22 protein-coding genes are annotated in these 26,629 nt (G+C 51.7%); 17 read left to right on the top strand and 5 right to left on the bottom strand.

Translation table 11 applies throughout. The features are described 5' to 3' along the window. The first annotated feature begins 16 nt into the window (after positions 1-16). The 5 genes from sucA to ABT56_RS02945 all read left to right on the top strand — a co-directional run bounded on the left by sucA (position 17) and on the right by ABT56_RS02945 (position 6,646). Positions 17-2,830 carry a 2-oxoglutarate dehydrogenase E1 component gene (gene sucA / locus ABT56_RS02965; protein WP_047877333.1) on the top strand — a complete coding sequence of 938 codons (2,814 nt, stop codon included), beginning with the start codon at positions 17-19 and terminating at the stop codon, positions 2,828-2,830. 27 nt (positions 2,831-2,857) lie between these two features. Then, positions 2,858-4,075: a 2-oxoglutarate dehydrogenase complex dihydrolipoyllysine-residue succinyltransferase gene (gene odhB / locus ABT56_RS02960; protein WP_047877332.1), complete on the top strand. Its 1,218-nt coding sequence runs from the start codon at positions 2,858-2,860 to the stop codon at positions 4,073-4,075. A 127-nt stretch (positions 4,076-4,202) separates the two neighbouring features. Next, positions 4,203-5,369 carry an ADP-forming succinate--CoA ligase subunit beta gene (gene sucC / locus ABT56_RS02955; protein ID WP_047877331.1) on the top strand — a complete coding sequence of 389 codons (1,167 nt, stop codon included), beginning with the start codon at positions 4,203-4,205 and terminating at the stop codon, positions 5,367-5,369. Next, on the top strand, positions 5,369-6,241 hold the full coding sequence (gene sucD / locus ABT56_RS02950; protein ID WP_047877330.1) for a succinate--CoA ligase subunit alpha: 873 nt from the start codon (positions 5,369-5,371) through the stop codon (positions 6,239-6,241). The genes sucC and sucD overlap by 1 nt, the downstream gene beginning before the upstream one ends. Before the next feature lie 93 nt (positions 6,242-6,334). Beyond that, positions 6,335-6,646: a VF_A0006 family four-cysteine protein gene (locus ABT56_RS02945; protein ID WP_047877329.1), complete on the top strand. Its 312-nt coding sequence runs from the start codon at positions 6,335-6,337 to the stop codon at positions 6,644-6,646. Between the two features lie 63 nt (positions 6,647-6,709). Here ABT56_RS02945 and znuB read toward each other — a convergent pair whose 3' ends face one another. Both znuB and znuC read right to left on the bottom strand, forming a co-directional pair. Beyond that, on the bottom strand, positions 6,710-7,495 hold the full coding sequence (gene znuB / locus ABT56_RS02940; RefSeq protein WP_047877328.1) for a zinc ABC transporter permease subunit ZnuB: 786 nt from the start codon (positions 7,493-7,495) through the stop codon (positions 6,710-6,712). Further along, positions 7,488-8,270, bottom strand: coding sequence for a zinc ABC transporter ATP-binding protein ZnuC (znuC, locus tag ABT56_RS02935; RefSeq protein WP_047877327.1), 783 nt, complete (start codon positions 8,268-8,270; stop codon positions 7,488-7,490). The genes znuB and znuC overlap by 8 nt, the downstream gene beginning before the upstream one ends. Positions 8,271-8,363: 93 nt before the next feature. Here znuC and znuA point away from each other — a divergent pair, with 93 nt between their 5' ends. The 6 genes from znuA (at position 8,364) to ABT56_RS02905 (ending at position 17,619) form a co-directional block, all read left to right on the top strand. Continuing rightward, complete coding sequence (gene znuA / locus ABT56_RS02930) at positions 8,364-9,356, top strand: zinc ABC transporter substrate-binding protein ZnuA (protein ID WP_047877326.1); 993 nt, start codon at positions 8,364-8,366, stop codon at positions 9,354-9,356. 8 nt (positions 9,357-9,364) lie between these two features. Beyond that, positions 9,365-10,717, top strand: coding sequence for a murein DD-endopeptidase MepM (gene mepM / locus ABT56_RS02925; protein ID WP_047877325.1), 1,353 nt, complete (start codon positions 9,365-9,367; stop codon positions 10,715-10,717). A gap of 416 nt (positions 10,718-11,133) precedes the next feature. Then, positions 11,134-14,694 (top strand): hybrid sensor histidine kinase/response regulator transcription factor, encoded by a 3,561-nt coding sequence (locus ABT56_RS02920; RefSeq protein ID WP_169753879.1) that lies wholly within the window; start codon positions 11,134-11,136, stop codon positions 14,692-14,694. 176 nt (positions 14,695-14,870) lie between these two features. After that, the gene (locus ABT56_RS02915; RefSeq protein ID WP_047877323.1) at positions 14,871-15,098 is read left to right on the top strand and encodes a FeoA family protein; all 228 of its coding nucleotides are present in this window, start codon (positions 14,871-14,873) and stop codon (positions 15,096-15,098) included. Then, positions 15,098-17,377: a Fe(2+) transporter permease subunit FeoB gene (gene feoB / locus ABT56_RS02910; protein ID WP_047877322.1), complete on the top strand. Its 2,280-nt coding sequence runs from the start codon at positions 15,098-15,100 to the stop codon at positions 17,375-17,377. Before ABT56_RS02915 ends, feoB begins: the two co-directional genes overlap by 1 nt. Beyond that, entirely contained in the window at positions 17,374-17,619 is a 246-nt protein-coding gene (locus tag ABT56_RS02905) for a FeoC-like transcriptional regulator (protein ID WP_047877321.1), read from the top strand. Before feoB ends, ABT56_RS02905 begins: the two co-directional genes overlap by 4 nt. Before the next feature lie 91 nt (positions 17,620-17,710). Here the strand turns inward: ABT56_RS02905 and ABT56_RS02900 are convergent, their stop codons facing one another. Next, positions 17,711-18,142: an HIT domain-containing protein gene (locus ABT56_RS02900; RefSeq protein WP_047877320.1), complete on the bottom strand. Its 432-nt coding sequence runs from the start codon at positions 18,140-18,142 to the stop codon at positions 17,711-17,713. A gap of 189 nt (positions 18,143-18,331) precedes the next feature. On the opposite strand from ABT56_RS02900, the gene ABT56_RS02895 reads away from it, so the two are divergent. Further along, positions 18,332-18,937 carry a DUF924 family protein gene (locus tag ABT56_RS02895; RefSeq protein ID WP_047877319.1) on the top strand — a complete coding sequence of 202 codons (606 nt, stop codon included), beginning with the start codon at positions 18,332-18,334 and terminating at the stop codon, positions 18,935-18,937. 127 nt (positions 18,938-19,064) lie between these two features. On the opposite strand, the gene argS is transcribed toward ABT56_RS02895, so the two are convergent. Next, positions 19,065-20,795, bottom strand: a complete 1,731-nt coding sequence (gene argS / locus ABT56_RS02890; RefSeq protein WP_047877318.1) for an arginine--tRNA ligase — start codon at positions 20,793-20,795, stop codon at positions 19,065-19,067. 409 nt (positions 20,796-21,204) lie between these two features. Between argS and ABT56_RS02885 the strand changes: the two genes are divergently transcribed. Further along, entirely contained in the window at positions 21,205-21,795 is a 591-nt protein-coding gene (locus ABT56_RS02885) for a VOC family protein (RefSeq protein WP_047877317.1), read from the top strand. A 79-nt stretch (positions 21,796-21,874) separates the two neighbouring features. On the opposite strand, the gene purU is transcribed toward ABT56_RS02885, so the two are convergent. Further along, entirely contained in the window at positions 21,875-22,708 is an 834-nt protein-coding gene (gene purU / locus ABT56_RS02880) for a formyltetrahydrofolate deformylase (RefSeq protein ID WP_047877316.1), read from the bottom strand. Positions 22,709-22,918: 210 nt separating this feature from the next. Between purU and ABT56_RS02875 the strand changes: the two genes are divergently transcribed. The 4 genes from ABT56_RS02875 (at position 22,919) to ABT56_RS02860 (ending at position 26,627) form a co-directional block, all read left to right on the top strand. Further along, the gene (locus ABT56_RS02875) at positions 22,919-24,877 is read left to right on the top strand and encodes a DNA repair helicase YoaA (RefSeq protein WP_047877521.1); all 1,959 of its coding nucleotides are present in this window, start codon (positions 22,919-22,921) and stop codon (positions 24,875-24,877) included. Beyond that, positions 24,878-25,579 carry a tRNA (adenosine(37)-N6)-threonylcarbamoyltransferase complex dimerization subunit type 1 TsaB gene (gene tsaB / locus ABT56_RS02870; RefSeq protein WP_047877315.1) on the top strand — a complete coding sequence of 234 codons (702 nt, stop codon included), beginning with the start codon at positions 24,878-24,880 and terminating at the stop codon, positions 25,577-25,579. 135 nt (positions 25,580-25,714) lie between these two features. After that, complete coding sequence (locus ABT56_RS02865; RefSeq protein ID WP_047877314.1) at positions 25,715-25,993, top strand: hypothetical protein; 279 nt, start codon at positions 25,715-25,717, stop codon at positions 25,991-25,993. A gap of 79 nt (positions 25,994-26,072) precedes the next feature. After that, the gene (locus ABT56_RS02860; RefSeq protein ID WP_047877313.1) at positions 26,073-26,627 is read left to right on the top strand and encodes a Slp family lipoprotein; all 555 of its coding nucleotides are present in this window, start codon (positions 26,073-26,075) and stop codon (positions 26,625-26,627) included. Positions 26,628-26,629 lie beyond the last annotated feature (2 nt).

The raw sequence follows: 26,629 nt of genomic DNA, 5'->3' as shown, positions 1-26,629 counted from the left end.
TGGTTAAGGGAAAACAATGCAGAACGGCGTTATGAAGACTTGGTTAGAGTCTTCACACCTGGCTGGCGCCAATGCAACTTATGTAGAGGATCTCTACGAGTTGTATCTCAGCGACCCAGAATTAGTCGACGAGGCATGGCGTCATGTATTTGATGATCTGCCAGTTGTGAATGCGACAGTTGTGGAACAACCGCATTCGCGCGTGCGTGACTATTTCCGGCGTTTGGCAAAAGAAACAACCTATCAAAGTGCTACCGTCAATGATCCTGATGTTGATGCCAAGCAGGTAAGGGTATTGCAGCTTATTAATGCCTATCGCTTCCGTGGGCATCAGCATGCAAATCTTGATCCTTTGGGGTTATGGCAGCAGGAGCGAGTTCCGGATCTTGATCCTGAATTCCATAACCTGACGGCGGATGACTTCAACGAAACGTTTAATGTCGGCTCCTTTGCCATTGGTCAGGAGACGATGCAACTGACAGAATTGTACGATGCGCTGAAGAAGACCTATTGTGGTTCGATTGGTGCCGAGTACATGCATATCACCAATACTGAAGAGAAACGCTGGATCCAGCAGCGTTTGGAGTCGGTGGTAGGCAGGGGCTTGTTCACCAAGGAAGAGAAGCTGGCGTTTCTTGATGAACTGACGGCTGCCGAGGGGCTTGAGCGTTATCTTGGGGCTAAATTCCCGGGGGCCAAGCGATTCTCATTGGAAGGTGGTGACGCTCTGATCCCAATGGTCAAGGAACTGATCCGCCATGCGGGCAGTAATGGGGCTCGTGAGGTTGTGATCGGCATGGCCCACCGTGGCCGTTTGAATATGCTGGTCAACGTACTGGGCAAGAAGCCACAAGACTTGTTCGATGAGTTTGCCGGCAAGCACGGTGAGTCTTGGGGTACCGGTGATGTGAAATACCATCAGGGGTTCTCGGCGGACTTTGCCACCCCGGGCGGCGATGTGCATTTGGTGCTTGCCTTCAACCCGTCTCACCTTGAAATCGTCAACCCTGTGGTTGTGGGGTCGGTTCGCGCCCGTCAGGATCGCCTTGGCGATAAAGATGGCTCGCAAGTATTGCCGATCACCATTCATGGCGACTCTGCGGTGGCAGGGCAGGGTGTTGTGGCCGAGACCTTCAATATGTCTCAGTCGCGAGGCTACCGTGTTGGCGGTACGGTTCGCATCGTGGTGAACAACCAGATCGGTTTTACCACCTCAAACCCGCACGATACCCGTTCAACCCAGTACTGTACTGACATTGCGAAAATGGTGCAGGCACCTATTTTCCATGTAAACGCGGATGATCCCGAAGCTGTTGCCTTCGTGACCCGTATTGCCCTTGACTACCGCAATACCTTCAAGCGCGACGTGGTGATCGATTTGGTTTGCTACCGTCGCCATGGTCACAACGAGGCCGATGAGCCGAATGCGACTCAGCCGCTGATGTACCAGAAAATCAAGAAGCACCCGACACCTCGTAAGATCTACGCCGATACCTTGACCGATGAGGGGACGGTAGATCTGGAGACGGCAACCGTGCTGATCAACGAGTATCGTGATTCGCTAGATCGCGGCGAATGTGTTGTTAAGGAATGGCGGCCGATGAAACTCCACTCGGTTGATTGGGCTCCTTATCTTGGGCATGACTGGACCGTTGACTGGAACAACAAGGTTGATGCTAAGCGTCTGATTGAACTTGCCAACCGTGTGTGTCAGTTCCCTGAAAGCCATAAGCTGCAAAGCCGTGTTCAGAAGCTTTACAATGATCGTCTGGCGATGGCTGCTGGCGAGAAGGCGATCGACTGGGGCATGGCGGAAACATTGGCTTATGCTACCTTGGTTGACGAGGGTAACCGGATCCGAATTACCGGGCAGGACTCTGGCCGGGGCACATTCTTCCATCGCCATTCAGTGTTGCACAATCAGAATGATGCGAGCACGTATATCCCGTTGGCCAACATTCATGATAAGCAAGGGCCATTTCAGGTATTTGACTCCGTGTTGTCGGAAGAGGCTGTACTGGCATTCGAATACGGTTACGCCACCGCAGAACCGGGAGGCCTGACTATCTGGGAAGCTCAGTTTGGTGATTTCGCGAACGGGGCACAGGTGGTGATTGACCAGTTCATCAGTTCTGGTGAGCAGAAGTGGGGACGGATGTGTGGCTTGACCATGCTGCTGCCACACGGTTACGAAGGGCAAGGTCCCGAGCACTCATCGGCCCGCCTTGAGCGTTACCTCCAGCTGTGTGCCGAGCAGAATATGCAGGTGGTGATACCGTCGACGCCTGCTCAGGTCTACCATATGCTCCGCCGTCAGGTTGTACGCCCGATGCGCCGTCCGCTGGTGGTGATGTCACCCAAGTCGTTGCTGCGTCACCCTCTATGTACCTCAACCCTCGATGAGCTGGCAAACGGTACTTTCCAGCCAGCGATTGGCGAGGTGGATGAGCTTGATCCTAAACAGGTCAAGCGCGTGGTGATGTGTTCCGGTAAGGTGTACTACGACTTGCTTGAGCAGCGTCGCAAGAACGAGCAGAACGATGTGGCAATCATCCGTATCGAGCAGCTCTACCCATTCCCTAAAGAAGATGTTGAAGCTGCCTTGGTTGGCTATCAGCATGTTACCGATTTCGTATGGTGCCAGGAAGAGCCCCAGAACCAAGGTGCGTGGTATTCTAGCCAGCACAATTTCCGTTCGGTGCTCCCTGCCGGCGCCCAGTTGGAATATGCAGGCCGTCCGGCTTCTGCATCACCGGCTGTCGGCTATATGTCGGTTCACCTGAAACAGCAAAAAGCGTTGGTTGACGACGCACTAACAATAGACAAATAAGAACTGGAACAAAAAGGACACACCGATATGACGATCGAAATTCTGGTTCCCGATCTACCTGAATCAGTTGCAGACGCAACGGTAGCAACTTGGCACAAACAGCCTGGTGATGCCGTGACGCGTGATGAAGTTCTGGTTGATATCGAAACAGATAAAGTAGTGCTGGAAGTGCCAGCGCCGGAAGACGGTATTCTTGAAGCCATCCTTGAACAGGAGGGCACTACAGTACTGACCAAGCAGCTTTTGGGCAAAATCAAAGCGGGCGCGGTTGCCGGCGAGCCAACGCTGGATATTCCTACGGAAGCGGAGGCGTCACCAAACAAGCGCAATACCGCGGCACTTGCTGAGGAAACCAATGAGGCCCTAAGTCCAGCGGTACGCCGTCTGTTGGGCGAACACGGTATTAGCCCGTCTGATGTTAAAGGCTCAGGGGTTGGTGGACGTATTACCCGTGAAGATGTTGAGGCCTACCTCAAAGAAGGGAATGCGGCGCCTGCACCAACGGTAGCTACGGCAGAAGTGAAACCTGAAATGCCATTGGCTCACCGCAGTGAGAAACGCGTTCCGATGACCCGTCTTCGCAAGCGAGTTGCAGAGCGATTGCTGGAAGCGAAAAACAGTACTGCGATGCTGACAACGTTTAACGAAGTCAACATGAAGCCAATCATGGATTTGCGCAAGCAGTACAAAGACGTGTTCGAGGAGCGCCACGGTATCCGTCTTGGGTTTATGTCCTTCTACGTTAAGGCTGTGGTTGAGGCGCTCAAGCGCTACCCTGAGGTGAACGCATCGCTCGATGGCGATGATATTGTTTACCACAACTTCTTCGATGTCAGCATTGCGGTATCGACACCTCGCGGCCTGGTGACCCCTGTGCTGCGCGACTGCGATAAGCTGAGTCTGGCTGAAATTGAAAAAGGGATCCGTGATCTTGCGATTAAGGGCCGAGACGGCAAGCTGACGGTTGATGAGCTGACCGGCGGTAACTTCACCATTACCAACGGCGGGGTATTCGGTTCGCTGATGTCGACCCCGATCATCAACCCGCCTCAGGCTGCCATCTTGGGTATGCATAAGATCCAGGACCGCCCGATGGCAGTTGATGGTAAGGTCGAAATCTTGCCGATGATGTACCTAGCCCTGTCTTACGACCACCGCTTGATTGATGGCCGCGAATCTGTGGGTTACCTAGTGACCATCAAAGAGCTTCTCGAAGACCCAACACGCCTGCTTTTGGACGTGTAACGCTTTTGTCCCGGTAAGATCGGCTCACATCGTACCGGGGCAGTTTGAGCGACAACGAAGGAATACCCCAGAGTGTTCCATATGGATATAATGATTCCCCAAGGGATATGACAACGGATAGAACATCATGAATTTGCATGAATATCAGGCTAAACAGCTGTTCGCCGAATACGGTCTGCCAGTTCCAGAAGGTTATGCTTGCGACACGCCACAGGAAGCGGCGGAAGCGGCGGGAAAAATTGGCGGCGACAAGTGGGTCGTCAAATGCCAAGTTCACGCGGGAGGCAGAGGTAAAGCCGGCGGCGTTGAACTACATGATACCAAAGAGGGTGTGAAAGCATTTGCCCAAAAGTGGCTGGGCAAGAATTTAGTCACTTATCAGACCGATAGTAATGGTCAGCCTGTTTCCAAAATTTTGGTTGAAGAGGCATCGAATATTGCCAGCGAGCTGTATCTCGGGGCTGTCGTTGATCGTGGCACACGTCGTATTGTGTTTATGGCATCGACTGAAGGCGGGGTTGAAATAGAAAAGGTTGCCGAAGAAACACCAGAAAAAATCCACAAGGCAGCTATTGATCCTCTTGTCGGTCCGCAGCCTTATCAAGGCCGTGAGCTGGCTTTCAAACTTGGCCTCAAAGGCGAACAGATTAAGCAGTTCACCAAGATATTCCTCGGTTTGGGGCAGATGTTCTCAGACTATGATTTAGCCCTTCTTGAAATTAATCCGCTGGTGATCACTGGCGATGACAACCTCCTTTGCCTTGATGGCAAAATCAATATTGATGCCAATGCGCTCTATCGCCAGCCAAAGCTGCGTGAAATGCATGACCCTTCTCAGGAAGACGAGCGCGAAGCCCATGCTGCACAGTGGGAGCTGAACTATGTTGCCCTCGATGGCAGTATCGGCTGTATGGTCAACGGTGCGGGTTTGGCAATGGGGACGATGGATATCGTCAATTTGCATGGTGGTAAGCCTGCCAACTTCCTTGATGTCGGTGGCGGTGCAACCAAAGAGCGCGTTACCGAGGCGTTCAAAATTATTCTCTCCGACAGCAACGTGAAAGCGGTTTTGGTGAATATTTTCGGTGGCATAGTCCGTTGTGACCTGATTGCCGAAGGCATTATTGGGGCAGTGGAAGAGGTTGGCGTCAAAGTGCCGGTTGTGGTTCGCCTCGAAGGCAATAACGCAGAGTTGGGCGCCAAGACACTGGCCGAAAGCGGCTTGAACATTATTGCAGCGACCTCCCTGACGGAAGCCGCGGAGAAAGTAGTAGCAGCAGCGGAGGGTCAATAATGTCAATTTTAATTAATAAAGACACCAAAGTGATTTGCCAAGGGTTTACTGGTGGTCAGGGTACTTTTCATTCAGAGCAGGCCATTGCTTACGGTACCCAGATGGTCGGTGGGGTGTCGCCGGGTAAGGGTGGCACCATGCATCTAGGCTTGCCGGTGTTCAATACCGTGCGTGAGGCCGTAGAGGCCACAGGTGCAACAGCGACGGTGATTTACGTTCCGGCCCCATTTTGCAAAGACGCGATCTTGGAGGCGATTGATGCCGGCATTCAGCTGATCGTGACCATTACCGAGGGTATTCCGACGTTGGATATGCTCGACGTGAAGGTTCGCCTTGATGAGGCGGGTGTGCGGATGATCGGCCCGAACTGTCCAGGGGTGATCACTCCTGATGAGTGTAAAATAGGTATTATGCCTGGCCATATTCACAAAGCAGGTAAGGTCGGTATTGTTTCGCGCTCGGGCACCTTGACCTATGAGGCGGTGAAGCAGACGACAGATGAAGGTTTTGGCCAGTCGAGCTGTGTCGGTATCGGTGGCGATCCGATCCCCGGTTCAAACTTTATCGATATTTTGGCAATGTTTGAGCAGGATCCGGCGACTGAGGCGATTGTAATGATCGGTGAGATAGGCGGTACGGCAGAAGAAGAAGCTGCCGCCTATATCAAGGAGCACGTTACCAAACCCGTTGTCTCATATATTGCAGGCGTGACAGCCCCTCCCGGTAAGCGTATGGGTCATGCCGGTGCGATTATTTCTGGCGGCAAGGGGACGGCTGAAGACAAGTTTCAGGCCCTTGAGGCAGCAGGCGTGAAAACCGTTAAAAGCCTGGCTGATATCGGCAAGGCGCTCCGTGATGTGACCGGTTGGTAAATGCCGGCTTAGAGTCAAAAATTAACAACCCGCCGCTTGGCGGGTTTTTTTATGATAAATTATAGGGATACCTTTGGATGATAGGTAAGCCCCATGATGATTAGGTTATATGCGATAGTTGTGATCGGGATGATGGCAGCGGCTGTGCCCGCTGTCGCGAAAGAAGATAAGGAGGGGTACGAAACATGCATTCTTGAGCATGTGCCGCCTTCAGAAAATGCCGTGGCCACCAACCTGATGACAAATGCCTGCCATCGGCTGTTTATCGATAATTTTATGCTCTCTGACAAGGATCGGGCTTACTTTGAGTGCCAGCTGCAATATTTGCCTGTAGTGAAAAATGATCAGGCCGCTTTTCAGGTGAAGGCGACTTGCAACAAGCGGCACCGCAGTTTGTTTAACTAGTTTGGGACCGCGAATGATAGCTATAAAAAAACAGCCCGAGGTGGGCTGTTTTTTTATTAGCCGTTAAGCTTCCGAGCGTCTTAGCTGGCTCACAAGGAAGAGTATTGCCGCAGAGACAACCACTGACGGGCCTGCCGGTGTGTCATAGTGCCATGACATAGCCAGTCCCATTACAACGGCAATGGAGCCGATCAGAGACGCTAGCCCGGCCATCATTTCTGGGCTTTGCGAGAAACGGCGTGCCGTAGCTGCTGGAATGATCAGTAGTGATGTGATGATCAAGGCGCCGACAAACTTCATGGCCACAGCAATCACCAAGCCGACCATTAGCATTAGTAGCAAACGCATTAGATCGACATTGACGCCTTCCACTTGGGCCAGATCCTCGTTGATGGTCATGGAGAGCAGTGGGCGCCATAGATAAACTAGCATGGCGATGACAACCAGCCCGCCACCGTAGATCCAATATAGGTCGAGCGGGGTCACTGCGAGCAGATCACCAAATAGGTATGACATCAGGTCAATTCGAACGTGATCGAGAAAGCTGACGGCAACCAGACCGAGCGACAAGGCACTGTGTGCCAATATCCCGAGCAGGGTATCTGTCGCCACGACTTTTTGTTTTTGCAAGCTCACCAAAATCACGGCGAGGGCCAAGCAGCAGATGATCAAGGCTAAATTCAGGTTGATATCGAACAGGAACCCGAGGGCGATCCCCAGCAGTGAGGCGTGCGAGAGCGTATCGCCGAAATAGGCCATTTTTCGCCATACCACAAATGAGCCTAGTGGGCCGGCCAATACGGCGATACCGATCCCTGCGATCAGGGCTGGGAGCAGAAACTCAAGCATTGTTTTTCTCGTGCTGTTCTGGGTGATGATGGTGTTGGCATGGGCCGATCGGGCTGCCCGCCAGATCATGCTCATGGTTGTGGTGGTGCTGGTACAGCGCCAGTTGTTCGCTTTGTTGGCGACCGAACAATGCGACGTACGACGGATGGTTGGTAATGGATTCCGGGGCACCGGAGCAGCATACATGGTGGTGGAGACAAATCACGTTGTCTGTTTTGGCCATTACCAGATGCAGGTCGTGCGACACCATCAATATCGCGCAGTTGAGTTTGTCGCGTAGTGACTGAATAAGGCTGTAGAGCTCAAGTTGGCCGTTGACGTCAACGCCCTGCACCGGTTCATCTAACACCAGCAAGTCCGGTTTTTGCAACAAGGCACGGGAAAGCAGTACGCGCTGCATTTCACCGCCAGATAGCGAATGCATGTTACTGTGGTGGAGATGCTGGCCGCCCACAAGTTCAAGTGCATGAACGCGGTCGGTTTCACTGTAGCGACCCGCAAGCCGCATAAAGCGGTCGACAGTCAGTGGCAGCGAGCTATTAAGTGCCAGTTTTTGTGGAACATAACCAATACGCAATCCCTTTTGGCGTATAACTTTACCGGCACTGACTTTACGCAGGCCGGTAATGACTTTGACAAGAGTCGACTTGCCGGCCCCGTTCGGGCCGATTAAGGTCGTGATCTGGCCCCTTTCAACTTTCAAGGATACCTGATCCAGTACATGGCGTTCGCCAAAGGTGACTGTGACCGTCTGTAATTCAACTAGAGTTGTCATGATTTCTTTGCTAAAGGTATTTGCCAAAGTGAGATGTTATAATATAACATTTCGTCTGGTTGTTGTATTACTAAAATTTTAGGGACACATATTATGCGCCGTTTATTACTTTCCTGCAGCTCCTTCGCGCTAATGATTTCTTCATATGCACAGGCTGATGAGCTCAATATTGTCACGACAGTGAAACCGCTCAATATGATTGTCCAGGAAATCACACAGGGTGTAGCAACGAGCGAGACCTTGTTGCCGCCGGGGGTATCTCCGCATGATTACGCTTTGCGCCCATCTGATGCCAAAAAACTCCATGAGGCGGATCTTGTAGTGTGGGGTGGGCCGGAATTGGAAATGTTCCTGACCAAGATCCTCGATGGCAAAGAGAATGCGCTTGCGCTGACTCGCAGCGAGGGCATTGATTTCCGTCATTATACTGATGAGGCTCATGATGAACATGAACATGAACATGAACATGAACATGAACATGAACATGAACATGATACTCATCATGATCACGATACCCATGCCCACCATGAGGGGGAGCACCACGATGAGCACCATGGCCACAGCCATGAGGGGATCGATCCGCATTTGTGGCTAGGGCCAAATCAAGCCGTTCAGGCTGCCAGTGCAGTGGCGCAAAAGCTGATCGAGATTGACCCGTTGCACAAACAGCAATATGAGGCTAACCTTTCGCGCTTTGCTGCTGATGTCAAATCAGCACGTGCAGATATTACCAAGCAGCTTGAGCCTGTCGCCGATCACGGCTATTTCGTTTTCCACGACGGCTATGGCTATTTTGAGCAGAGCTTCGGTCTGAACCAGTTGGGTCATTTTACCGTAGAGCCAGATCGTCGCCCAGGGGCTAAAACCTTGATTGCTATCCGCTCTTCGCTAAAGGATGCCAAGGCTAAATGTGTCTTTAGCGAGCCGCAATTTTCCCCTGCTGTCGTTGATAGTGTTGTTCGTGGAACCGGCGTGAAAATTGAGACTCTGGATCCGATGGCAACTGATATCGCTGAAGGGCAGGGGGGCTATACCCGCTTCTTGCGTCAGCTTGGTAATACCTTCGCGCAATGTTTAACCAATTGATAAGATAAATGAATAAAGTTAAGGGGGCGGTGGCGGCCTTGCGTGAGCTGCCTCGCCAACATCGTTTTGCGCTTGGATCAATATCGTTTTTCCTGCTTGCTGTATTTCTCTGGCAACCTGAGCCAGATTCTTCGGGCCAGGTTGTCGGGGAGCCTTTGCGCAAGACGGTGGCCATTCCACTGACGGATCTTGATATTCTTTCTGAGCAGAACAGTGAACCGCTTGGGGCCGCAATTGATCCACAAGATCCTGATTTTCAAGCGCCAAAAGACGAATTGGATCAACAGCTGGCAGAGAATGTGACGGTTGCCCATAGTCATCAGGTGGCAGCTGGCGAGAATCTGAGTGCTATTTTCCAGCAATATGGCTTGCCATTGGCCGATATGTATCAATTGGTCGCTGCGGATCGATCTATCCAGAATTTGGGTGTTGGCCAGACGCTGACATGGACCTTGGATGATAGCGGGCGGGTGGCCGAGTTGCAGATAAAGCGATCGGCCAAGATCCGAGACGAGTATAAATTGGGTGCCTCTGGCTATCAGTACCGGCAGCATGAAGAGACGGGCGTGCTAAAACCGGTGATGCTGACGGGGCGGGTATCTGGCAGTTTTTATAACTCGGCATTGGCTGCAGGGCTGACGCCTAGCCAAATCCAGACGCTGGTGCAGGCATTGCAGTGGCGTTTTGATTTCGGCCGTGATGCGCGCAAAGGGGATCGTTTTGCAGTTGCTGTCGAGCGAGAGTTTATCGATGGCAAGGCCGTTAGCCGAGGAACGGTCAAGGCATTGCACTACCTGTCGGGTAGCCGTGATGTGTTTGTGATGCGATATAGCGACGGCCAGTTCTATGACGAGAACGGGCAGAGCCTTAACCGTGCCCTGCGCCGTATTCCGTTGGATAAACGTTATCGGATTAGTTCTTCATTTAATCCGCACCGTAAGCACCCGATCACCGGCCGAATATCTCCCCATAACGGGACCGATTTCGCAACGCCAATTGGCACACCGGTTCTTGCCGCAGGGGATGGCGTGGTGGTTAAGGCGCGTAAACACCCTCTGGCTGGCAATTACATTGTTATCAAGCATGGCCGCGAATATACGACGCGTTACTTGCATTTGCATCGGTTGCTCGTCAAGGTTGGTGACCGGGTTGAAATGGGGCAGAGGATCGCTTTGAGTGGTAATACAGGACGCTCAACGGGGCCTCATCTTCATTATGAATTGATCAAGAAAAACCGCCCTGTGAACGCAATGAAAGTTCCATTGCCACAGGCAGCTCCGATACCGTCTTCGCAGCGAGGAGCATTCAAGCAGCAGGCGCAGAAAGAGAAAGCCGCCCTTGCGGATGTGATGCCGGGGTAGCACGTAATATTTGTAATGAAAAAACGCACATTAGTGCGTTTTTTTATGCATTCTGCCTCATTTTATAAATGCCAACTTATAATCATGTGGGGGATGTAGCATAATAGCGATGTGTTGACTTGAATGAATCCGAGTATTCCCCCTGCCGTATGGCTAGATTTATCTCTTTGTTTTCTTTGTGCTTGGTCATAGCCGCCGGAACTCTTTTTCCTGCCCTAGCTTCCAACAACCTCTTCTTTCCGCTTCCTTATCAGGAGGCGGGTAATGTTATTGCTGCCAAGAAAATCATACAAGATGAATATAATGGCTTGTGGTTGGTTGGGGCGAGGGGGTACCTCAATTTTTACGATGGCCGCAATCTACGTCCCGCCTTGGACCAGTCCGGAGCGCCTATAATCGGGGTAACGGATGCTGTTATGGTAGGCCGTTATCTTTGGTTGGTAAAAGACGGCTTTGCTTACCGCTATCACCCACATAGAACAATGTTGACCAAGCTGAATATCAGCATGGTAGAAATCGAGTTTGTCGCCCCTGCCGATGACGGTGCTTGGTTTGCCAACCGTCGTGGTATTTACCATGTCGCGACCTCTGAACAATCTCCCCGGTTTACCGCATTCCCTTACCCGATGAACCTATCGGGGTTGTACCGTACCAAGCACGCATTGCTGGTGGCTTCGATGCAAGGCGTGACGGAATATACAATCGCAGATAATCATTTGGTGCCAGAGCCCAAAGGCACGCTGCTTAGTCAGCACCGGGTAACGGCAGCCTATGAAGATAGCTCGGGAGAGTGGTGGTTTGGCACCCACAATGGTTTGCTAAAAGGGCGCAATGGTCAGCAGGTTGTTTTTAGCAACGGAAAAGCGTTAAACAAAGCGGTGACGAGCATCGTCGAGAACAGCCAAGGATTTTGGGTTGGGACGAAATTTGGCTTGTACCAGTTTGACCGTGACGATAGGCGTTTAACGGTATCTCAATACGAACTGCACAATGACTTTTCGCTGCCAAGTGATCATATTTTGTCGTTACAAGGTGATTCTTATGGCGCGCTCTGGGTCTCGACGGTCAAGGGGCTGCGTTATTTGCCACAGATGGGGAAGAACCTGAAGCGGCGGCGCTTTGGTGACTTGCCAGGTCAGATTGATGCATCAGTCGTCAATGATATGGCTTATAGCAGCAATGGCAATTATTGGCTGGCAACGGATAATGGGTTATTCGAACTCTCTCCGTTTTTGGACGTCCGTCATCATGAACCTCGCTTTGGTTCTATTCGCCAATTGGCGATGTCGGCCGAAGGGCTGTGGCTGGCGGCAGAAAAAGGGATTTATCGCTATTCCCCTCTGACTCACAAGTGGCGGAAGCTCGCCATCCCTACGCTGGATATGTCGGTAACGGCAATCAAGCTCGACCAGTATGGTTCGCTGTGGGTAGCGGCTGGCGCGAGCCTTTATCGCTATTGGCCAGATACCGCAGAGTGGATGGTGTTTGGTAGCCACTGGCAGAAAGATCCGTTGGGTGATGAATCTATTAATGTGATTTATGAAGATAGTGAGCACCAAATTTGGATTGGGACCAATTATGGTCTTTATCTATTTGATTCTGGTCATCTTTATCTTGAAGAAAGCTCACTGGCCAATGGCGGCATCATTGATATCTATGAAGACCGGATGGGGCAGCTTTGGGTCGCTGGCCAATATGGGCTCTCTTATTCGCAGGGGCTGAACCCCTTGGCATTGCAAGGGGTTGATCTGGGTAGTACCCGAGCACGCCCAGTGTGTCTGGTGGGCAATAGTAGCGGGGTGTGGGCTGCGTCCAGTCATGGGCTGGCGTATCTGTCGTTTGATGCAACCCTGAAGCGATTGTTTGCCCAAACCGATGCCATTGTTCCCAATGAATTTAATGTATCCGCGTGCCAGCATTCTCTTTTGGGCAATATCTTGCTGGGGAGCCGCGAAGGTATTGTCGAGATTTCGGCAGATCGCTTGCTTAATGCTCCTCGTGAGCCTCTGCGTCTGACCATCAGTGAAGTGAGGGTTGATAATCAACTCTACCAGATTGGTGGCGGTAGCGGGGGTAACTTCGTTTTGCCGTACGGTTCGGCGATTAACGTTGAATTCAGCATTATGCCGGGAATATTGAATCCAAAGGTTGAATATCGTTTGGTTCGGGATTTGCAGGGGAATGGCCCATGGCATGAAATGGGTAGCCCGAGTTTGTCGCTTGACCGGTTGATGCCTGGTGGCTTTGTCCTTGAAGCTCGGATAAATCAGCCTGGGCTGCCGCCTTCGACAGTATTGCGTTTTCCCATCGTCGTTGATAAGCCTTGGTATATGTCAGCCGGCTTGACCTTTGTGGTCCTGAGTTTAGCCGGTGTTATTGTCCTTGGTGGGCTGTATTGGCGTTCGCGTCATTATACTGAGCAAAATATGCAGCTTAAGCAGGCTGTTTTTCAAAAAACTGCCAAGATAGAACTGCATAAGAAGCAGCTTAATGCCAGTAATATTCAGCTGCAGCGGATCCTAGAGGTCCGCCAGACTATCATGGCTCAGTTGTCCAATGAGCTCAGGATGCCGTTGCGTTTGGCTATGGGGCTTATTAATGGATCTCGAGGGAGTGTCGAGGCTGGCAGTAAACTGGCAATGCTCGAGGGGCATATTGCCCATGCATTGCATGTGGCTGAGCAGATGTTGTCTAAAGATGCCCTTGCGCTCAATGAACCTGAAAGGCAGTGCGAGCAGCTTGTCAGTCCGATTATTCAGGCGACGTGCCTGAGCTGGCAGATTGAGGCAGACAAAAAGCAGATTGCGCTGTGCCTTGAGGATACTACCTCGGGGTTGAGCGTCTTTATGGCGCCGTACCATTTGGAAATTATCCTTGGAAACCTGTTATCTAATGCGTTGAAGTATACCGACAGCAAAGGTGGGATCACCGTCACGATCAAATCGCTACAGTCGCAGATTGTGATGTCGGTGAGTGATACCGGCAAGGGGATGTCGGAAGAAACCAAAGCGCATTTATTCGAGAGTTACTACCAAGAAAGCTATCAGCAAGGGAAAGAGACCGGGTATGGTCTCGGTTTGAGCACGGTGAAGCAACTGCTAGAAGTGTATGGCGGTGACATCTCAGTGATCAGTTATCAGGGGCTAGGCAGTGAATTTATTGTTAGGCTGCCAATTTATCGTAGCAACAATGGCAATAAGTGCGAGAACGGCACTGTTTTGCGACGGTCAGGTAGCCTGCCACATATTTTGATTGCCAGTACCGATAAGGCAGCGATTGAGTGTTGGGAAATGCTGCTCGGTCAGGATTACGCCTTGACGACGGTAAGCGATGGTTACGAGGCCCTGATCATAATGTTTGAACAGTTGCCTGATATGTTGATTGCCGATCAGTCATTACCGGGATTAACGGGGAGCCAGCTATTGCAGCGGGTTGCGGAAGAATGCCCTGATGATTATCAGCCGAAGCGGTTACTTGTTGATGTGGAATCAAGGGATAGCCACCGTGAATACCTCTCTGCGGGTTGGCTTCACCGCGTGTTGCTTAAACCTGTAGATGCCAACCAGCTGCTAGAACACATCACCCACCTGCTTCCCGTGAGTAAGGCGGCAGGGCACTCCGAGTTTTATGATATGAACGATTTTGCGTGGCAAGATCGAGTCAAGGCATTGGTCGTTAAGCATTTTCATGAGCTGGAGTTTGATTTGACAATGGCTGCGAAGGCGCTTGGTATGCCGGAGCGAAGCCTACAACGTCAGTTCCAACTCCAATTTGGTATGACATTTAAAGACTATATCGATCAGCTCCGCTTCGAACAGGCAGTTATCATGCTTAAACAAGGTGATAAGGTGGCTGATGTCGCTTTGGCCTGTGGATTTAACGATCCTTCATATTTTACGGCTCGCTTTAAAAGTCACACCGGTTTGACACCAAGCCAATTTGTATCATCAGAGGCCGAAGAATCAGTGGTAGGCTAGATGATTCTTGTTTATCCAGCTCTATTTTACCGTGTGTATTACGTCATGTTTCATTTTTGGAATAAAAGATTTCACTTTACGCGAGTCTTTATTGACTCAAAACAAATTTAAATGTGTTTCAGAATGTAACATAATACCGGTAAATGCTAATTGTTCTTATTAAGGTATCGGTTTATATGAAACTGTCAGAAATGGTGTGCGGAACAGAAGGGCGCGTGACTGGGATGTCGCGTTTAGCACCTGATACTCGCAAGAAGCTGATGGTGATGGGGGTATTGCCTAATACCCCTATCAGTGTCGTGCGAGTCGCTCCCTTGGGTGATCCTCTGCAAGTACGAGTACGCGGTGTTGATATTGCACTGCGTAAAACGTTGGCTGAGAACATTGAAGTGGAGTTGGATTAATGCAATACAGTATTTTGACAGTCGGTAACCCGAACAGTGGTAAGACGACACTTTTCAATGGCCTGACCGGTGCTAAGCAGCAAGTCGGTAACTGGGCTGGGGTAACAGTAGAGAAGAAAACCGGCCGCTATGATTGCGCAGGTGACAGCTTTGCCCTGACCGATCTTCCGGGTATCTATAGCCTAGATAGTGCCAATGATGCTAACAGTTTGGATGAAGCCATTGCATCGCGTGCTATTTTGACCACCCCGGCTGACGTGATTATTAATGTTGTTGATGCTTCGTGTCTTGAGCGTAGCTTGTACATGACATTGCAGCTCCGTGAGCTAGGCCGACCGATGGTCGTTGTCCTCAACAAGATGGATGTACTCGATCGTCAGCGTCAGGTATTGGATGTCAAAGGTCTGGAAAAAGCACTGGGTTGTCCGGTACTTTGCTTATCTGCCAATAACCAATCACAAGTTGCCGAATTCAAGACCAAGCTGCATAAGATGCTGGCGCAAGGCATTGCGATGGCGGATATGCATCTTGACTATGGTGTCCCGTTCGAGAAGGCTGTTGCTGCGTTGATGCCGCTATTTTCAGATGAGCATCTGAATGTTCGTGCACAGGCGATTCGCGCGCTGGAAAATGACACTCTGATCATCAATACCCTGCATGACGAGCAGAAAGATCTTGCTTGTAATATCCGTAACAAGCTTCAAGTTGACGTTGATCCGGATATTCAGGTGGCTGATACCCGCTATAGCTTTTTGCACACACTTTGCCAGCAGGTTCGCCGCCAGGAAGGTAAGTTGAGCCGCAGCATGAGCGACAAGATTGACAGCGTGTTGCTCAACCGTCTCTTCGGGATCCCGTTTTTCTTTGTCGTGATGTACCTGATGTTTATGTTCTCCATCAACATCGGCAGTTCCTTCATCGATTTCTTTGATATTAGTGTTGGAGCGGTGCTGGTTGACGGGGGGCATTACCTGCTTGATGGCCATTTGCCGGTTTGGTTGGTAACAGTGATTGCCGATGGCATTGGTGGTGGTATTCAGACTGTCGCGACCTTTATTCCGGTTATCGCCTGCCTGTATCTGTTTTTGGCAATGCTTGAGAGCTCAGGTTACATGGCTCGTGCAGCCTTCGTGCTTGACAAGGTCATGCAGAAAATCGGCTTGCCGGGTAAAGCATTTGTTCCTTTGGTATTGGGTTTTGGCTGTAACGTGCCGGCTATCATGGCAACCCGTACCCTTGAGCAGGAGCGTGAGCGTAAGCTGGCAGCTGCGATGGCTCCGTTCATGTCTTGTGGTGCTCGCTTGCCGGTGTATGCGCTGTTTGCCGCTGCATTCTTCCCTGAGAGCGGCCAGAATGTGGTGTTCGGCCTATATATTCTGGGGATTGCCGCAGCGGTGATGACCGGTTTGGTTTTGCGCCATACGATCTACCCGGGTACAAGCGACAGTTTTATTATGGAGCTGCCGGATTACGAGCTGCCAACGCTGCGTAATGTGGGTATCAAGACTTGGCAGAAGTTGAACAAGTTCGTGATGGGTGCAGGCAAGACCATCGTGGTTGTGGTTGCTATTTTGAGCTTCTTCAACTCATTGGGCGTTGATGGTTCATTCGGTAATGAAGACACGCCAAACTCTGTGTTGGCCAAGACGGCACAAATCGTCACTCCGGTATTGGCGCCTATCGGTATCAATGAAGATAACTGGCCAGCGACAGTCGGTATCCTGACGGGTATTTTTGCCAAAGAAGCCGTAGTGGGTACGTTGAACAACCTATATGCACCCGCTGCGGGAGATGAGGGCGAAGCTGAGTATGACCTGCTGGGCAGCCTTAACGAGGCGGTGATGTCTATTCCAGCCAATCTGTCTGATTTGAGCTATAGCGATCCGCTGGGTATTACCGTCGGCGAGCTGGAAAACCAGAGCATCGCGGCAGAAGAGCAGGAAGTTGATGCATCTATCTTTGGCAATATCCAGGCGCATTTTGTGAGCTCGGCAGCGGCGATGGCTTATCTGATCTTCATCTTGCTGTATACGCCTTGTGCGGCTGCAATGGGTGCCTATGTTCGAGAATTTGGCCAGAAATACTCGGTGTTCATTGCAAGCTACACCATGCTTTTGGCATATACCTTTGCAACTTACTGGTATCAGATTGCACACTTTAGCGATCATCCGGCGACCAGCATGATGTGGATAGGTGTGTTTACCCTGCTGAACGGCGGTTTGTTTGTATACTTCAAGCGTAAAGGCAGCCAACAAGCCAAAGAGTGGGCAACACAATGATCCTACAGCAGCTAAAACAGTATCTTGAACAGCATGGCCGTGCGAGCCGCCAGTCGATAGCCCGTCATTTCGGGATGTCGGAAGACGGTGTCGAAGCAATGCTTGACGTATGGATCCGCAAGGGGAAAGTCGGCAGGGAGCTGGTTGGTTGCAGTAGTGATGCTTGTTGCCAAGGGGCGCAGGAGATCTGGTACCGCCCGCTTCGCAGCGATGAGCTGGCCGTGACGGTCATGCGCAGCTGACAAATATTGCGAGTCCAATCAATAAAGAAGGCAGCCAATTGGCTGCCTTTTTGTTACCTGCGATAAGCGTATGCTCAGCAATTATCCTTGGTTAGGCGGCGGTGAATCCATCGATGGAGGATAGCTCGGCGCGCAATTCTTCAGCCAGCGCCTGCTGCAGATCTTCGCTGCGCTGGGTGCCATCGGTATTGCCCCAGATAGGTCCTGGCCATGCGATATCCCCTTCGAAGCGGGCAATATGGTGGACGTGGAGCTGGGGAACCAGATTGCCCAGTGCTCCGACATTGATTTTGTCGGCTTTGTAGTCGCTTTCCAAAATAGCGGCAACGGCACTGGATTCGCGCATCAGCTGTTGCTGTTCTTGCTCTGGAAGGTGGTGGATCTCACGAAGATCCTCTTTGCGTGGTACCAGGATTAACCACGGCCCGAGCGATTCTTTGGATAGGAGGACACGGCTTAGCGGCAGATCACCCAGCACAGTGGTATCTGCTGCGAGTCTCGGATGGAGTGAAAATTGTGTCATGGTTATACCTTAAATGTATTGTCCAGCTCACAGGCTGAGAGAATAAGTACGGCTGTCGATGGTGACTAGGTTAGGATAAAGTCATATAACTGGCAATAAGTTACCGCTGGCTATGCGGGTTATTGTCAGAACAGTCAGTATACCCGGTCAAGGTGCTATGTGACTGGGGTATAAATCCAAAGGGGGCTCATGATGGCTGACTATCAACAGGTATTGGACTATTGGTTTGGCGAAATCGACGAAGAAGTCACACTCGAAAACCGCAACAAGCTTTGGTTTCAGGGCGGAGAAGAGGTTGATCTTGCGATAGCCGAACAATTTCGTGCTTTGGTCAGCAAGGGTGGAGTCGGTGAATTGAGCCATTGGACGGAACATCCGAGGGGGACACTGGCTCTGATCATTTTGCTCGATCAGTTTACCCGTAATATCTATCGCGGGTTGGGGGCGGCATTTCGTTATGACTCGATGGCATTAGCAATGTGCAAACGGGGGCTGGCTCTGGATCAGGACTTGCAGTTGACACCTATTGAGCGGGTCTTTTTCTACATGCCGCTTGAACACTCGGAGGCATTGGAAGATCAGGAAGAAGCCGTATTTCGTTTTGACCGCTTGCGTCAGTCAGTGACACCATTGCATTATGCCCAGTTTGACCACTTCTATCGCTATGCGGTAAGCCATCTTGATGTGATAAAGCGATTCGGCCGCTTTCCTCACCGAAATGCCGTGCTTGGGCGGCTATCGACTCAGGATGAGTTGAGCTGGCTCCATCATGGCGGGCAGCGCTTTGGCCAGTAGCGGATGAGAGGTGGGTCATTCTTGTTTAGCTTGGTTGCAAGCAATAAAAAAGCCTTCCGCGATAACGGAAGGCTTTTTGCTGTGCTCAAGATTGCACACCGTAGTGTGCATCTTGGCCTAAGGCGAATTACATGCGCTCTAGTGTTTCGATACCTAGCAGATCCAGACCTTGCTTGATGGTCTTCGCTGTCAGGTTGGCCAGCTTCAGGCGGCTCTGCTTCACGGCTTCTTCTGCGTTCAGAATTGGGCACGCTTCGTAGAAGCTTGAGAATAGGCCTGCAAGCTCGAACAGGTATGCACACATTACGTGTGGGTGGCCTTCGCGAGCAACAGTCTGTACGGCTTCTTCGAACTGAAGCAGCTTAGATAGCAATGCCTGCTCTTTCTCTTCGTTGATCACGATTGGGTGAGTCAGATCAGACAGCTCAACACCGGCACGCTTGAAGATAGAGGCAACACGGGTGTAGGCATACTGCATGTACGGTGCAGTGTTGCCTTCGAATGCCAGCATGTTGTCCCAGTCGAAGATGTAGTCAGTGGTACGGTGCTTAGAAAGATCCGCGTACTTAACCGCTGCCATAGCAACAGTTTTCGCGATGTTGTCTTTCTCTGCAGCATCCAACTCTGGGTTTTTCATTTCGATTAGTTTCGCAGCGCGCTCTTCTGCTTCGTCCAGCAGATCAGCAAGGCGAACAGTACCACCGGCACGGGTCTTGAACGGACGACCGTCTTTGCCCAGCATCATACCGAATGCGTGGTGCTCAAGAGAAACGCTCTCTGGCACGTAGCCGGCTTTACGAACGATAGACCAAGCCATCATCAGGTGCTGGTGCTGGCGTGAGTCGATGAAGTAAAGCACGCGGTCTGCGCCTAGTTTCTCGTAGCGGTACTTGGCACAGGCGATATCGGTAGTGGTGTACAGGAAGCCGCCGTCACGCTTCTGGATGATAACACCCATAGGCTCGCCGTCTTTGTTCTTGTACTCGTCAAGGTAGACAACCATCGCGCCGTCATCTTCCACAGCCAGACCTTTTTCTTTCAGGTCAGCCACGATGCCTGGCAGCATTTCGTTGTACATTGACTCACCCATTACGTTCTCGTCAGTCAGAGACACGTTTAGGCGGTCGTAGTTGCGCTGGTTTTGCTTCAGGGTGATCTCAACCAGTTGCTTCCACTTCTCTAGGCAGTACTCGTCACCGCTCTGTAGGCGAACAACGTAGTTACGCGCAGTCTCGGCAAACTCGGCATCTTCATCGTATAGGACTTTTGATTCGCGGTAGAAACCTTCAAGATCGCTGATGTTCATTGATACGTCAGCGCCTTCTTGCTCCTTGCGAACCATGTTGGCGATAAGCATACCGAACTGGGTACCCCAGTCACCAAGGTGGTTAGCACGGATCACGTTGTGACCCAGGAATTCAAGGGTACGTACTACGGCATCACCGATGATAGTAGAGCGCAGGTGGCCCACGTGCATCTCTTTGGCAACGTTTGGCGCAGAGTAGTCAACAACGATGTTTTTCTTCTCTTCTGTCTCTACAGCAAGGCGTGGGCTGCGAAGGGCAGTCTCAGCTTGCTCGGCCAGCCATTCTTTGTTCAGGAAGATATTGATGAAGCCAGGGCCAGCAATCTCAACTTTCTCGGCAATGCCGTCTAGGTCTAGTTGCTCGATGACTTTCTGTGCGAACTCGCGAGGGTTGGTGCCAAGTTTTTTGGCAACGCCCATTACACCGTTGGCCTGGTAATCACCAAACTGAATTTTCGCCGACTGGCGAACTGCGGCAGGGCTACCGGCAGGAGCACCTGCGGCTTCTAGCGCCTGGGAAACTTTGTCATTAATAAGTGCTTGAATGTTCACACGCTTATCCTTCAAATCATTGATACGCCGGTAAATGGCGAGGCCACAATCGCTGTGTATTCAAAAGTCTTTGCCATCAACAATAGTCACGTCCCCCCGAAAGTAGAGATAGTTTCGGGAAAAGATAGGAACGTGAGTATTTTTGACGGGTTAATCTCCCCATTTGGAGAGAAAACATCTTGAATACATAACGTGTATTGCCCTAATAATACCCACAAACTTAGGGCATTTGGCAAGGTGTAAAGGCGATAGATTGCGTTTTTTTTTAAATAAGTATCGTAGCTCGAAAAATATGCACAATCCAAGAGAGTACAAGGCCTTTGCCACCATCAATAAGGGCTGTCACAAATAGTTAAACTGTGGATAATTATGCGTTCAACCGCTAGGCAGTAAAAACTGGAGAAAATACATGCAGAAGCTCGAAGAAAAAGGGTTGCTTCCTGAGCAGATGATAGATGCATTGCCGGATTTTGCGGCGAGAATTGAGGCTTTAGCTGAAAAACTTGGGCTGACACTGGATGACTATCAGGCCGACCACATTGCCTTGAGGGTCAATGACTGGGACTGTGCTGAGCGGCTTCACAAGGCTTGGTTGGCCTATGGCGAAGAGTGGTCGAACACCGAAATCAACGGCCGACCGATAGTGGTGATTGGCCTGCGCGAGCCATTGCAAGTTGGGTCTTGGCAAGTCGAAGCTCTGGAATTGCCTTATCCGGGAAGCAAGCAATATCCCTCAGAAGGCTGGGAACATCTGGAGTTTGTCGTGCCATCGACGGCAGCCACGACAGATGGGCTCAAGGTAGATTTGGAAGAGACTTTTCCGTCGTTGGCACAGTGTTGGAACGAATTGTATGCTCTGAACGTTAAAATAAAGGCAAGCAGTCCGGCGGGTGAAAAAGAGCGGTTGGCCAACCCGACATTTGCATTCAAGCACGATGGTGTTTGTATCAAGCTCCACCCTTGCTCGCTCAAGGACGTGATTGCGAGCGAAGCCGAATAATCTCTTTCGATCATGCTTGTCCCGCCGCTGGCTGGGACGAGCATGAATACCTGCTGTTTCCTTCTGTCTATCTATCTGCTTACAGCACTACAGTCCGGTTGGCGTAGACAAAGACTTTGTCGTCGGTGACCAGTCCTAGCGCCTTGCTGAGGACAGATTTTTCGACATCTCGCCCGGCCTTGGCCATGTCTGCGGCATTGAAGTTGTGATCAACCGGGATGACATTCTGAGTAATGATCGGTCCTTCGTCGAGATCGTTGGTGACGAAGTGGGCGGTTGCCCCAATGATTTTCACCCCGCGCTCGTAGGCTTGCTGGTATGGTTTGGCACCGATGAAAGCAGGGAGGAAGCTATGGTGGATATTGATGATTTTATTGGGGAACTTGCTGACAAAAGATGGCGACAGAATCCGCATGTACTTTGCCAGAACCACGTAGTGGGGCTGGTAGGGCTCAATGACTGCTAGCAGGGCTTCTTCGTGTTCCTCGCGGGTGAGGCCATCGTGGCTGACGAAGTGGTAGGGAACGCCAAACTTCTCTGAAAGATCGGACAGGTCATCGTAGTTTCCGACAATGGCGGCAATATCGATGTTAAGGGTGCCGTCGAGAACCTTGACAAGAATATCGCCGAGGCAATGGGCTTCCTTGGTGACCATGATAACAACCCGCTTGCGTTCAGGGCCGATCAGGTGGCGTCGACTGCCTGTTGGCAGGGCGTGGTCGAGATCCAGCAGGAAGGTCTTGTCATTGAAATACCCTTCAAGTTCGGTACGCATGAAGAACCGATTGTAGGTATTGTCGACAAATTCGCGGTTGTGGATGATGTTGAGCTGGTGCTTGTAGCAAATGTTGGTGATTTTGCTGATCAGTCCCATCGCATCCGGGCAATCTGTCAACAGGGTTTTCTTTTCCATAAATGATCTTCCTTGAACGTATATCGTTACCGTTACTGATCCGAGCGAGTGTGTCCATCGTCGGCGCATCGGGGGGAACTAGTTATTTACCGCGGATTGGAAGCGGGGTCAAAGCCTAAATGCCCTTCAGGGGGACTGGCAATTAAACATGGTCGCCCTGATGGAATATTGGCATAATGAGCGGTTCGATAACCCCATAGTCTTAGAATGATGATTGCGAAGTTTTTTGCCGCCGGCGGTGCGTTGGACAAAGCCATTCCTGGTTTTCAGGCCCGCCAGCCCCAGATAGACATGGCCGAAGCGGTCGCCGATGCTATTCAGTCCGACGGCCAGTTGGTCGTAGAGGCCGGTACGGGTACGGGCAAAACCTTTGCGTACTTGGTGCCGGCGCTGGTCAGCGGCAAGAAAACCATCATTTCCACCGGTTCTAAGAACCTTCAGGATCAGCTGTTCCATCGTGATCTCCCTTTGATGAAAGATGCGCTGGGCTTTAGTGGCCGGGTCGCCTTGCTCAAGGGGCGGAGCAACTATCTGTGCCTCGACCGGATGAGCCGCCAGATCACCGAAAGCCACGGTGTGCATACGGATCCCAAGCAGCTTGGCCAGATGGTGCAAGTGCGTAGCTGGTCATCTTCGACCAAGACGGGCGATTTGGGCGAGTGCGCCGATATTGCCGAGGATAGCCCGGTTATCCCGTTGATCACCTCGAACAATGACAACTGCCTGGGCCGGGAATGCCCGTCCTATGAGGACTGCTTTGTCGTCAAGGCCCGGCGCCGGGCGATGGAAGCCGATGTGGTTGTCGTCAACCACCATTTGTTCTTGGCCGATTTGGCCATCAAGGAGACCGGTTTTGGCGAGCTGATCCCCGAAGCCGATGTGTTCATTTTTGACGAAGCCCATCAGTTGCCGGATATTGCCAGCCAGTATTTTGGCCAGAGTTTGTCGAGTCGCCAGCTCCAGGATCTGGCCAAGGATATTGAGATTGGCTACCGGACGGAAGCCAAGGATATGCGCCAGCTGCAAAAGACGGCCGAGCGGTTGCACCAGTCGGCGTCGGATCTGCGTATTGTGCTTGGCGAGCCGGGGTTCCGCGGCAATTGGCGCGAGGTGGTTAATAGCCCGGCCATCCAGCGCGAGATCACCCGCCTGAAAGATGCCTTAGAGCTGACCCATGAGGTGCTCAAGTTGGCGCTGGGTCGTAGCCAGTTGCTGGATGCGGCCTTCGAGCGGGCGACCCTGCTCAAGGCGAGGCTCGAGCGGGTGTGTGATACCACCATTACCGGGTATTCCTATTGGTACGAATGCACGCCGCGCCATTTCAGCTTACATATTACGCCGCTGTCAGTTGCCGATAAATTTCACGAGCAGATCAGCGAGCAGGGCGGGGCATGGATCTTTACCTCGGCGACGCTGGCGGTCAATGATGACTTCAGCCATTTTAGCGAGCGTCTTGGGTTGGCGCCCAAACGACAGTTTTCGTTGGACAGCCCGTTCGATTACCAGCAGCAGGCATTGCTCTGCGTCCCCCGTTTTCTTCCTGAACCCAATAGCTTTGGGATAGCTGACCGGCTGGTGGCATTGCTGGCTCCGGTGATCACGGCTAACAACGGGCGCTGTTTCTTTTTGTGTACTTCGCACCAGATGGTACGTGAGCTGGCAGAAGGGTTCCGGGCGGCATTGGCGTTGCCGGTGCTGGCCCAGGGCGAAACGACCAAGCAGAAACTTCTGGAAGAATACCTGGCCTTAGGGGATGCGCTGCTTATTGCGACCGGTGCGTTCTGGGAGGGGGTCGATGTTAGAGGACAGGCCCTAAGCTGTGTTATCATTGATAAATTACCGTTTACAGCACCGGATGACCCGCTGCTGAAAGCACGAATAGAAGATTGCCGCCTGCGTGGTGGTGATCCCTTCTCGCAGGTCCAGATCCCTGACGCGGTGATCACCCTCAAACAGGGGGTTGGCCGATTGATCCGCGATACGCAGGATAAAGGGGCATTAGTGATCTGCGACAACCGTTTAGTCACCCGCCCGTACGGGTCGGTGTTTTTACAAAGCCTGCCAGCGATCCCCCGTACTCGTGACGTGGGGCGTGTCGGGCAGTTTCTATCTTCAGTGAATGGCCAACAAGAGCCCGAGGACACTGAGGAACAGCACACTGAGGCTTGAATGAGCAACAAAATCCTTGCAGTTGATACTGCTACTGAAAATTGTTCCGTTGCCCTGCTTGTGGGCGATGATGTGATTTCTCGTTGCGAATATGCACCGCGCGAGCATACCACCAAGATCCTACCAATGGTCGATGAGGTTCTGGCCGAGGGCGGTTTGACCCTGAGTCAGCTGGATGCTCTGGCGTTTGGCCGTGGCCCTGGTAGCTTTACCGGGGTGCGTATTGGAATTGGTATTGCGCAGGGCTTGGCATTTGGTGCCGATCTGCCAATGCTGGGCATTTCAACCTTGGCGGCAATGGCCCAAGGTACGTATCGGATCCATCAGTCAGAACAGGTATTCACCGCCATTGATGCGCGGATGGATGAAATCTACTGGGGGCAATACCTTCGTCAGGCAGACGGTGATTGGCAGGTTATCGGTGCCGAGCAGGTGATCAAGCCTGCCACATTGGCCGAGCAGCTTGGTGCGGCAGAGGGTATTTGGACCTGTGCCGGTACGGGCTGGGAAAGTTATGCCGAGGCATTAGCGAGTATTCCTGCAAAAATGGAGCAAGGTACTGTTCTGTATCCAGATTCTGCGGATATGGTACACTTGGCTAAATATGCACTGGCGCGTGGAGAAACTGTTGCGGCCGAACTTGCAAGCCCGGTTTACCTGCGCGATACCGTAACATGGAAAAAGCTGCCGGGACGTGAGTAATTCCCTTTATCTCGGTTAGGTACCTGTCATATATAGTCAGGCAAGAAAACGGCATCTTATGATGCCGTTTGCCATACGAGTCGCCGGCCCAGCCCCGCTGAGGCGGCATTGGTCCATTTGACACTGGAATTTCATATGGTCTCGATTCATCGCCTCCCCGTTACTCTTCCGCAGTCATCACCGCGCTCGAAGCCGGTGTCGTCGTCGCAAACGCCCAGCCAACCGACAGAGGTCGCCCGTGCTGTCGCCCAGACAGTGAGGGATCCCTCGCTTATTGAAGAAGCCCGCGGGCATATTCAGTATGATCAGCCGCAAGGAAAAGGCCACGAGGCCGTCTCCTCTTATCTTGGGGTGATGAACCAACAGCGGCGGGATGAGCTTTCGGCTATGGTTGGGGTGGATGTCTATGTTTGATGCGGTAGGGGAATAAATCGATAATTTGTTGCTAGTCGCTGGGCTGCTTGGATCTTCGCCAATTACCAAGGAGATAAGGATGTTTAGAAAGCTTATTGTTGGGCTGGTTAGTACGTTTATGGTAGGCTGCGCCTCGATCCCAGAGGCGCTGGTAACAGAATCACCGGCCCCAATCAGTGATATTCGTGACCTTGAAGGCCAGATTCAACAATCTGCCGGCCAGGATGTACGCCTTGGCGGTATTATTGCGGCTATCAGTAACGGTCAGAGTCAAACACGGCTTGAAATCGTTGCCGTACCGATTGGCAGTGATGCTCGCCCTAAGATAAAAAGCAAGCCTCAGTCGAGGTTTGTAGCCTATGTCGATGGCTTTCTTGAGCCGATGGAGTACCAGCCCGGCAGGCTGATCACGGTTGCCGGTAAAGTGCAGGGTAAGGAGCAAGGGAAAGTCGGGGAGTACGACTATACCTATCCGGTCGTCTCTGCCACAGGCACTAAGCTGTGGACTGTGAAGCAGGAAATATGGATTGATGATTTTGACCGTTTCCCGCCTTGCTTTGGGGTTCACTGTCGCCAAAATACCTGGTATGGCGGTTATTCCCGAGGTGAAGTACGCGAGCGGGTCACGCCTTGAGT

Origin of the sequence: Photobacterium aquae (assembly GCF_001029445.1) — a bacterium.
GTDB lineage: Bacteria > Pseudomonadota > Gammaproteobacteria > Enterobacterales > Vibrionaceae > Photobacterium > Photobacterium aquae.
Note: the sequence above shows the minus strand (reverse complement) of the source record. Positions and strands in the feature narration are given on the sequence as shown.

Bases quoted from the DNA above. Each gene is read 5' to 3' on its own strand.
- sucA (WP_047877333.1), top strand. From the start codon at position 17: ATGCAGAACGGCGTTATGAAGACTTGGTTAGAGTCTTCACACCTGGCT.
- odhB (WP_047877332.1), top strand. From the start codon at position 2,858: ATGACGATCGAAATTCTGGTTCCCGATCTACCTGAATCAGTTGCAGAC.
- sucC (WP_047877331.1), top strand. From the start codon at position 4,203: ATGAATTTGCATGAATATCAGGCTAAACAGCTGTTCGCCGAATACGGT.
- sucD (WP_047877330.1), top strand. From the start codon at position 5,369: ATGTCAATTTTAATTAATAAAGACACCAAAGTGATTTGCCAAGGGTTT.
- ABT56_RS02945 (WP_047877329.1), top strand. From the start codon at position 6,335: ATGATGATTAGGTTATATGCGATAGTTGTGATCGGGATGATGGCAGCG.
- znuB (WP_047877328.1), bottom strand. From the start codon at position 7,495: ATGCTTGAGTTTCTGCTCCCAGCCCTGATCGCAGGGATCGGTATCGCC.
- znuC (WP_047877327.1), bottom strand. From the start codon at position 8,270: ATGACAACTCTAGTTGAATTACAGACGGTCACAGTCACCTTTGGCGAA.
- znuA (WP_047877326.1), top strand. From the start codon at position 8,364: ATGCGCCGTTTATTACTTTCCTGCAGCTCCTTCGCGCTAATGATTTCT.
- mepM (WP_047877325.1), top strand. From the start codon at position 9,365: ATGAATAAAGTTAAGGGGGCGGTGGCGGCCTTGCGTGAGCTGCCTCGC.
- ABT56_RS02920 (WP_169753879.1), top strand. From the start codon at position 11,134: ATGGTAGGCCGTTATCTTTGGTTGGTAAAAGACGGCTTTGCTTACCGC.
- ABT56_RS02915 (WP_047877323.1), top strand. From the start codon at position 14,871: ATGAAACTGTCAGAAATGGTGTGCGGAACAGAAGGGCGCGTGACTGGG.
- feoB (WP_047877322.1), top strand. From the start codon at position 15,098: ATGCAATACAGTATTTTGACAGTCGGTAACCCGAACAGTGGTAAGACG.
- ABT56_RS02905 (WP_047877321.1), top strand. From the start codon at position 17,374: ATGATCCTACAGCAGCTAAAACAGTATCTTGAACAGCATGGCCGTGCG.
- ABT56_RS02900 (WP_047877320.1), bottom strand. From the start codon at position 18,142: ATGACACAATTTTCACTCCATCCGAGACTCGCAGCAGATACCACTGTG.
- ABT56_RS02895 (WP_047877319.1), top strand. From the start codon at position 18,332: ATGATGGCTGACTATCAACAGGTATTGGACTATTGGTTTGGCGAAATC.
- ABT56_RS02885 (WP_047877317.1), top strand. From the start codon at position 21,205: ATGCAGAAGCTCGAAGAAAAAGGGTTGCTTCCTGAGCAGATGATAGAT.
- purU (WP_047877316.1), bottom strand. From the start codon at position 22,708: ATGGAAAAGAAAACCCTGTTGACAGATTGCCCGGATGCGATGGGACTG.
- ABT56_RS02875 (WP_047877521.1), top strand. From the start codon at position 22,919: ATGATTGCGAAGTTTTTTGCCGCCGGCGGTGCGTTGGACAAAGCCATT.
- tsaB (WP_047877315.1), top strand. From the start codon at position 24,878: ATGAGCAACAAAATCCTTGCAGTTGATACTGCTACTGAAAATTGTTCC.
- ABT56_RS02865 (WP_047877314.1), top strand. From the start codon at position 25,715: ATGGTCTCGATTCATCGCCTCCCCGTTACTCTTCCGCAGTCATCACCG.
- ABT56_RS02860 (WP_047877313.1), top strand. From the start codon at position 26,073: ATGTTTAGAAAGCTTATTGTTGGGCTGGTTAGTACGTTTATGGTAGGC.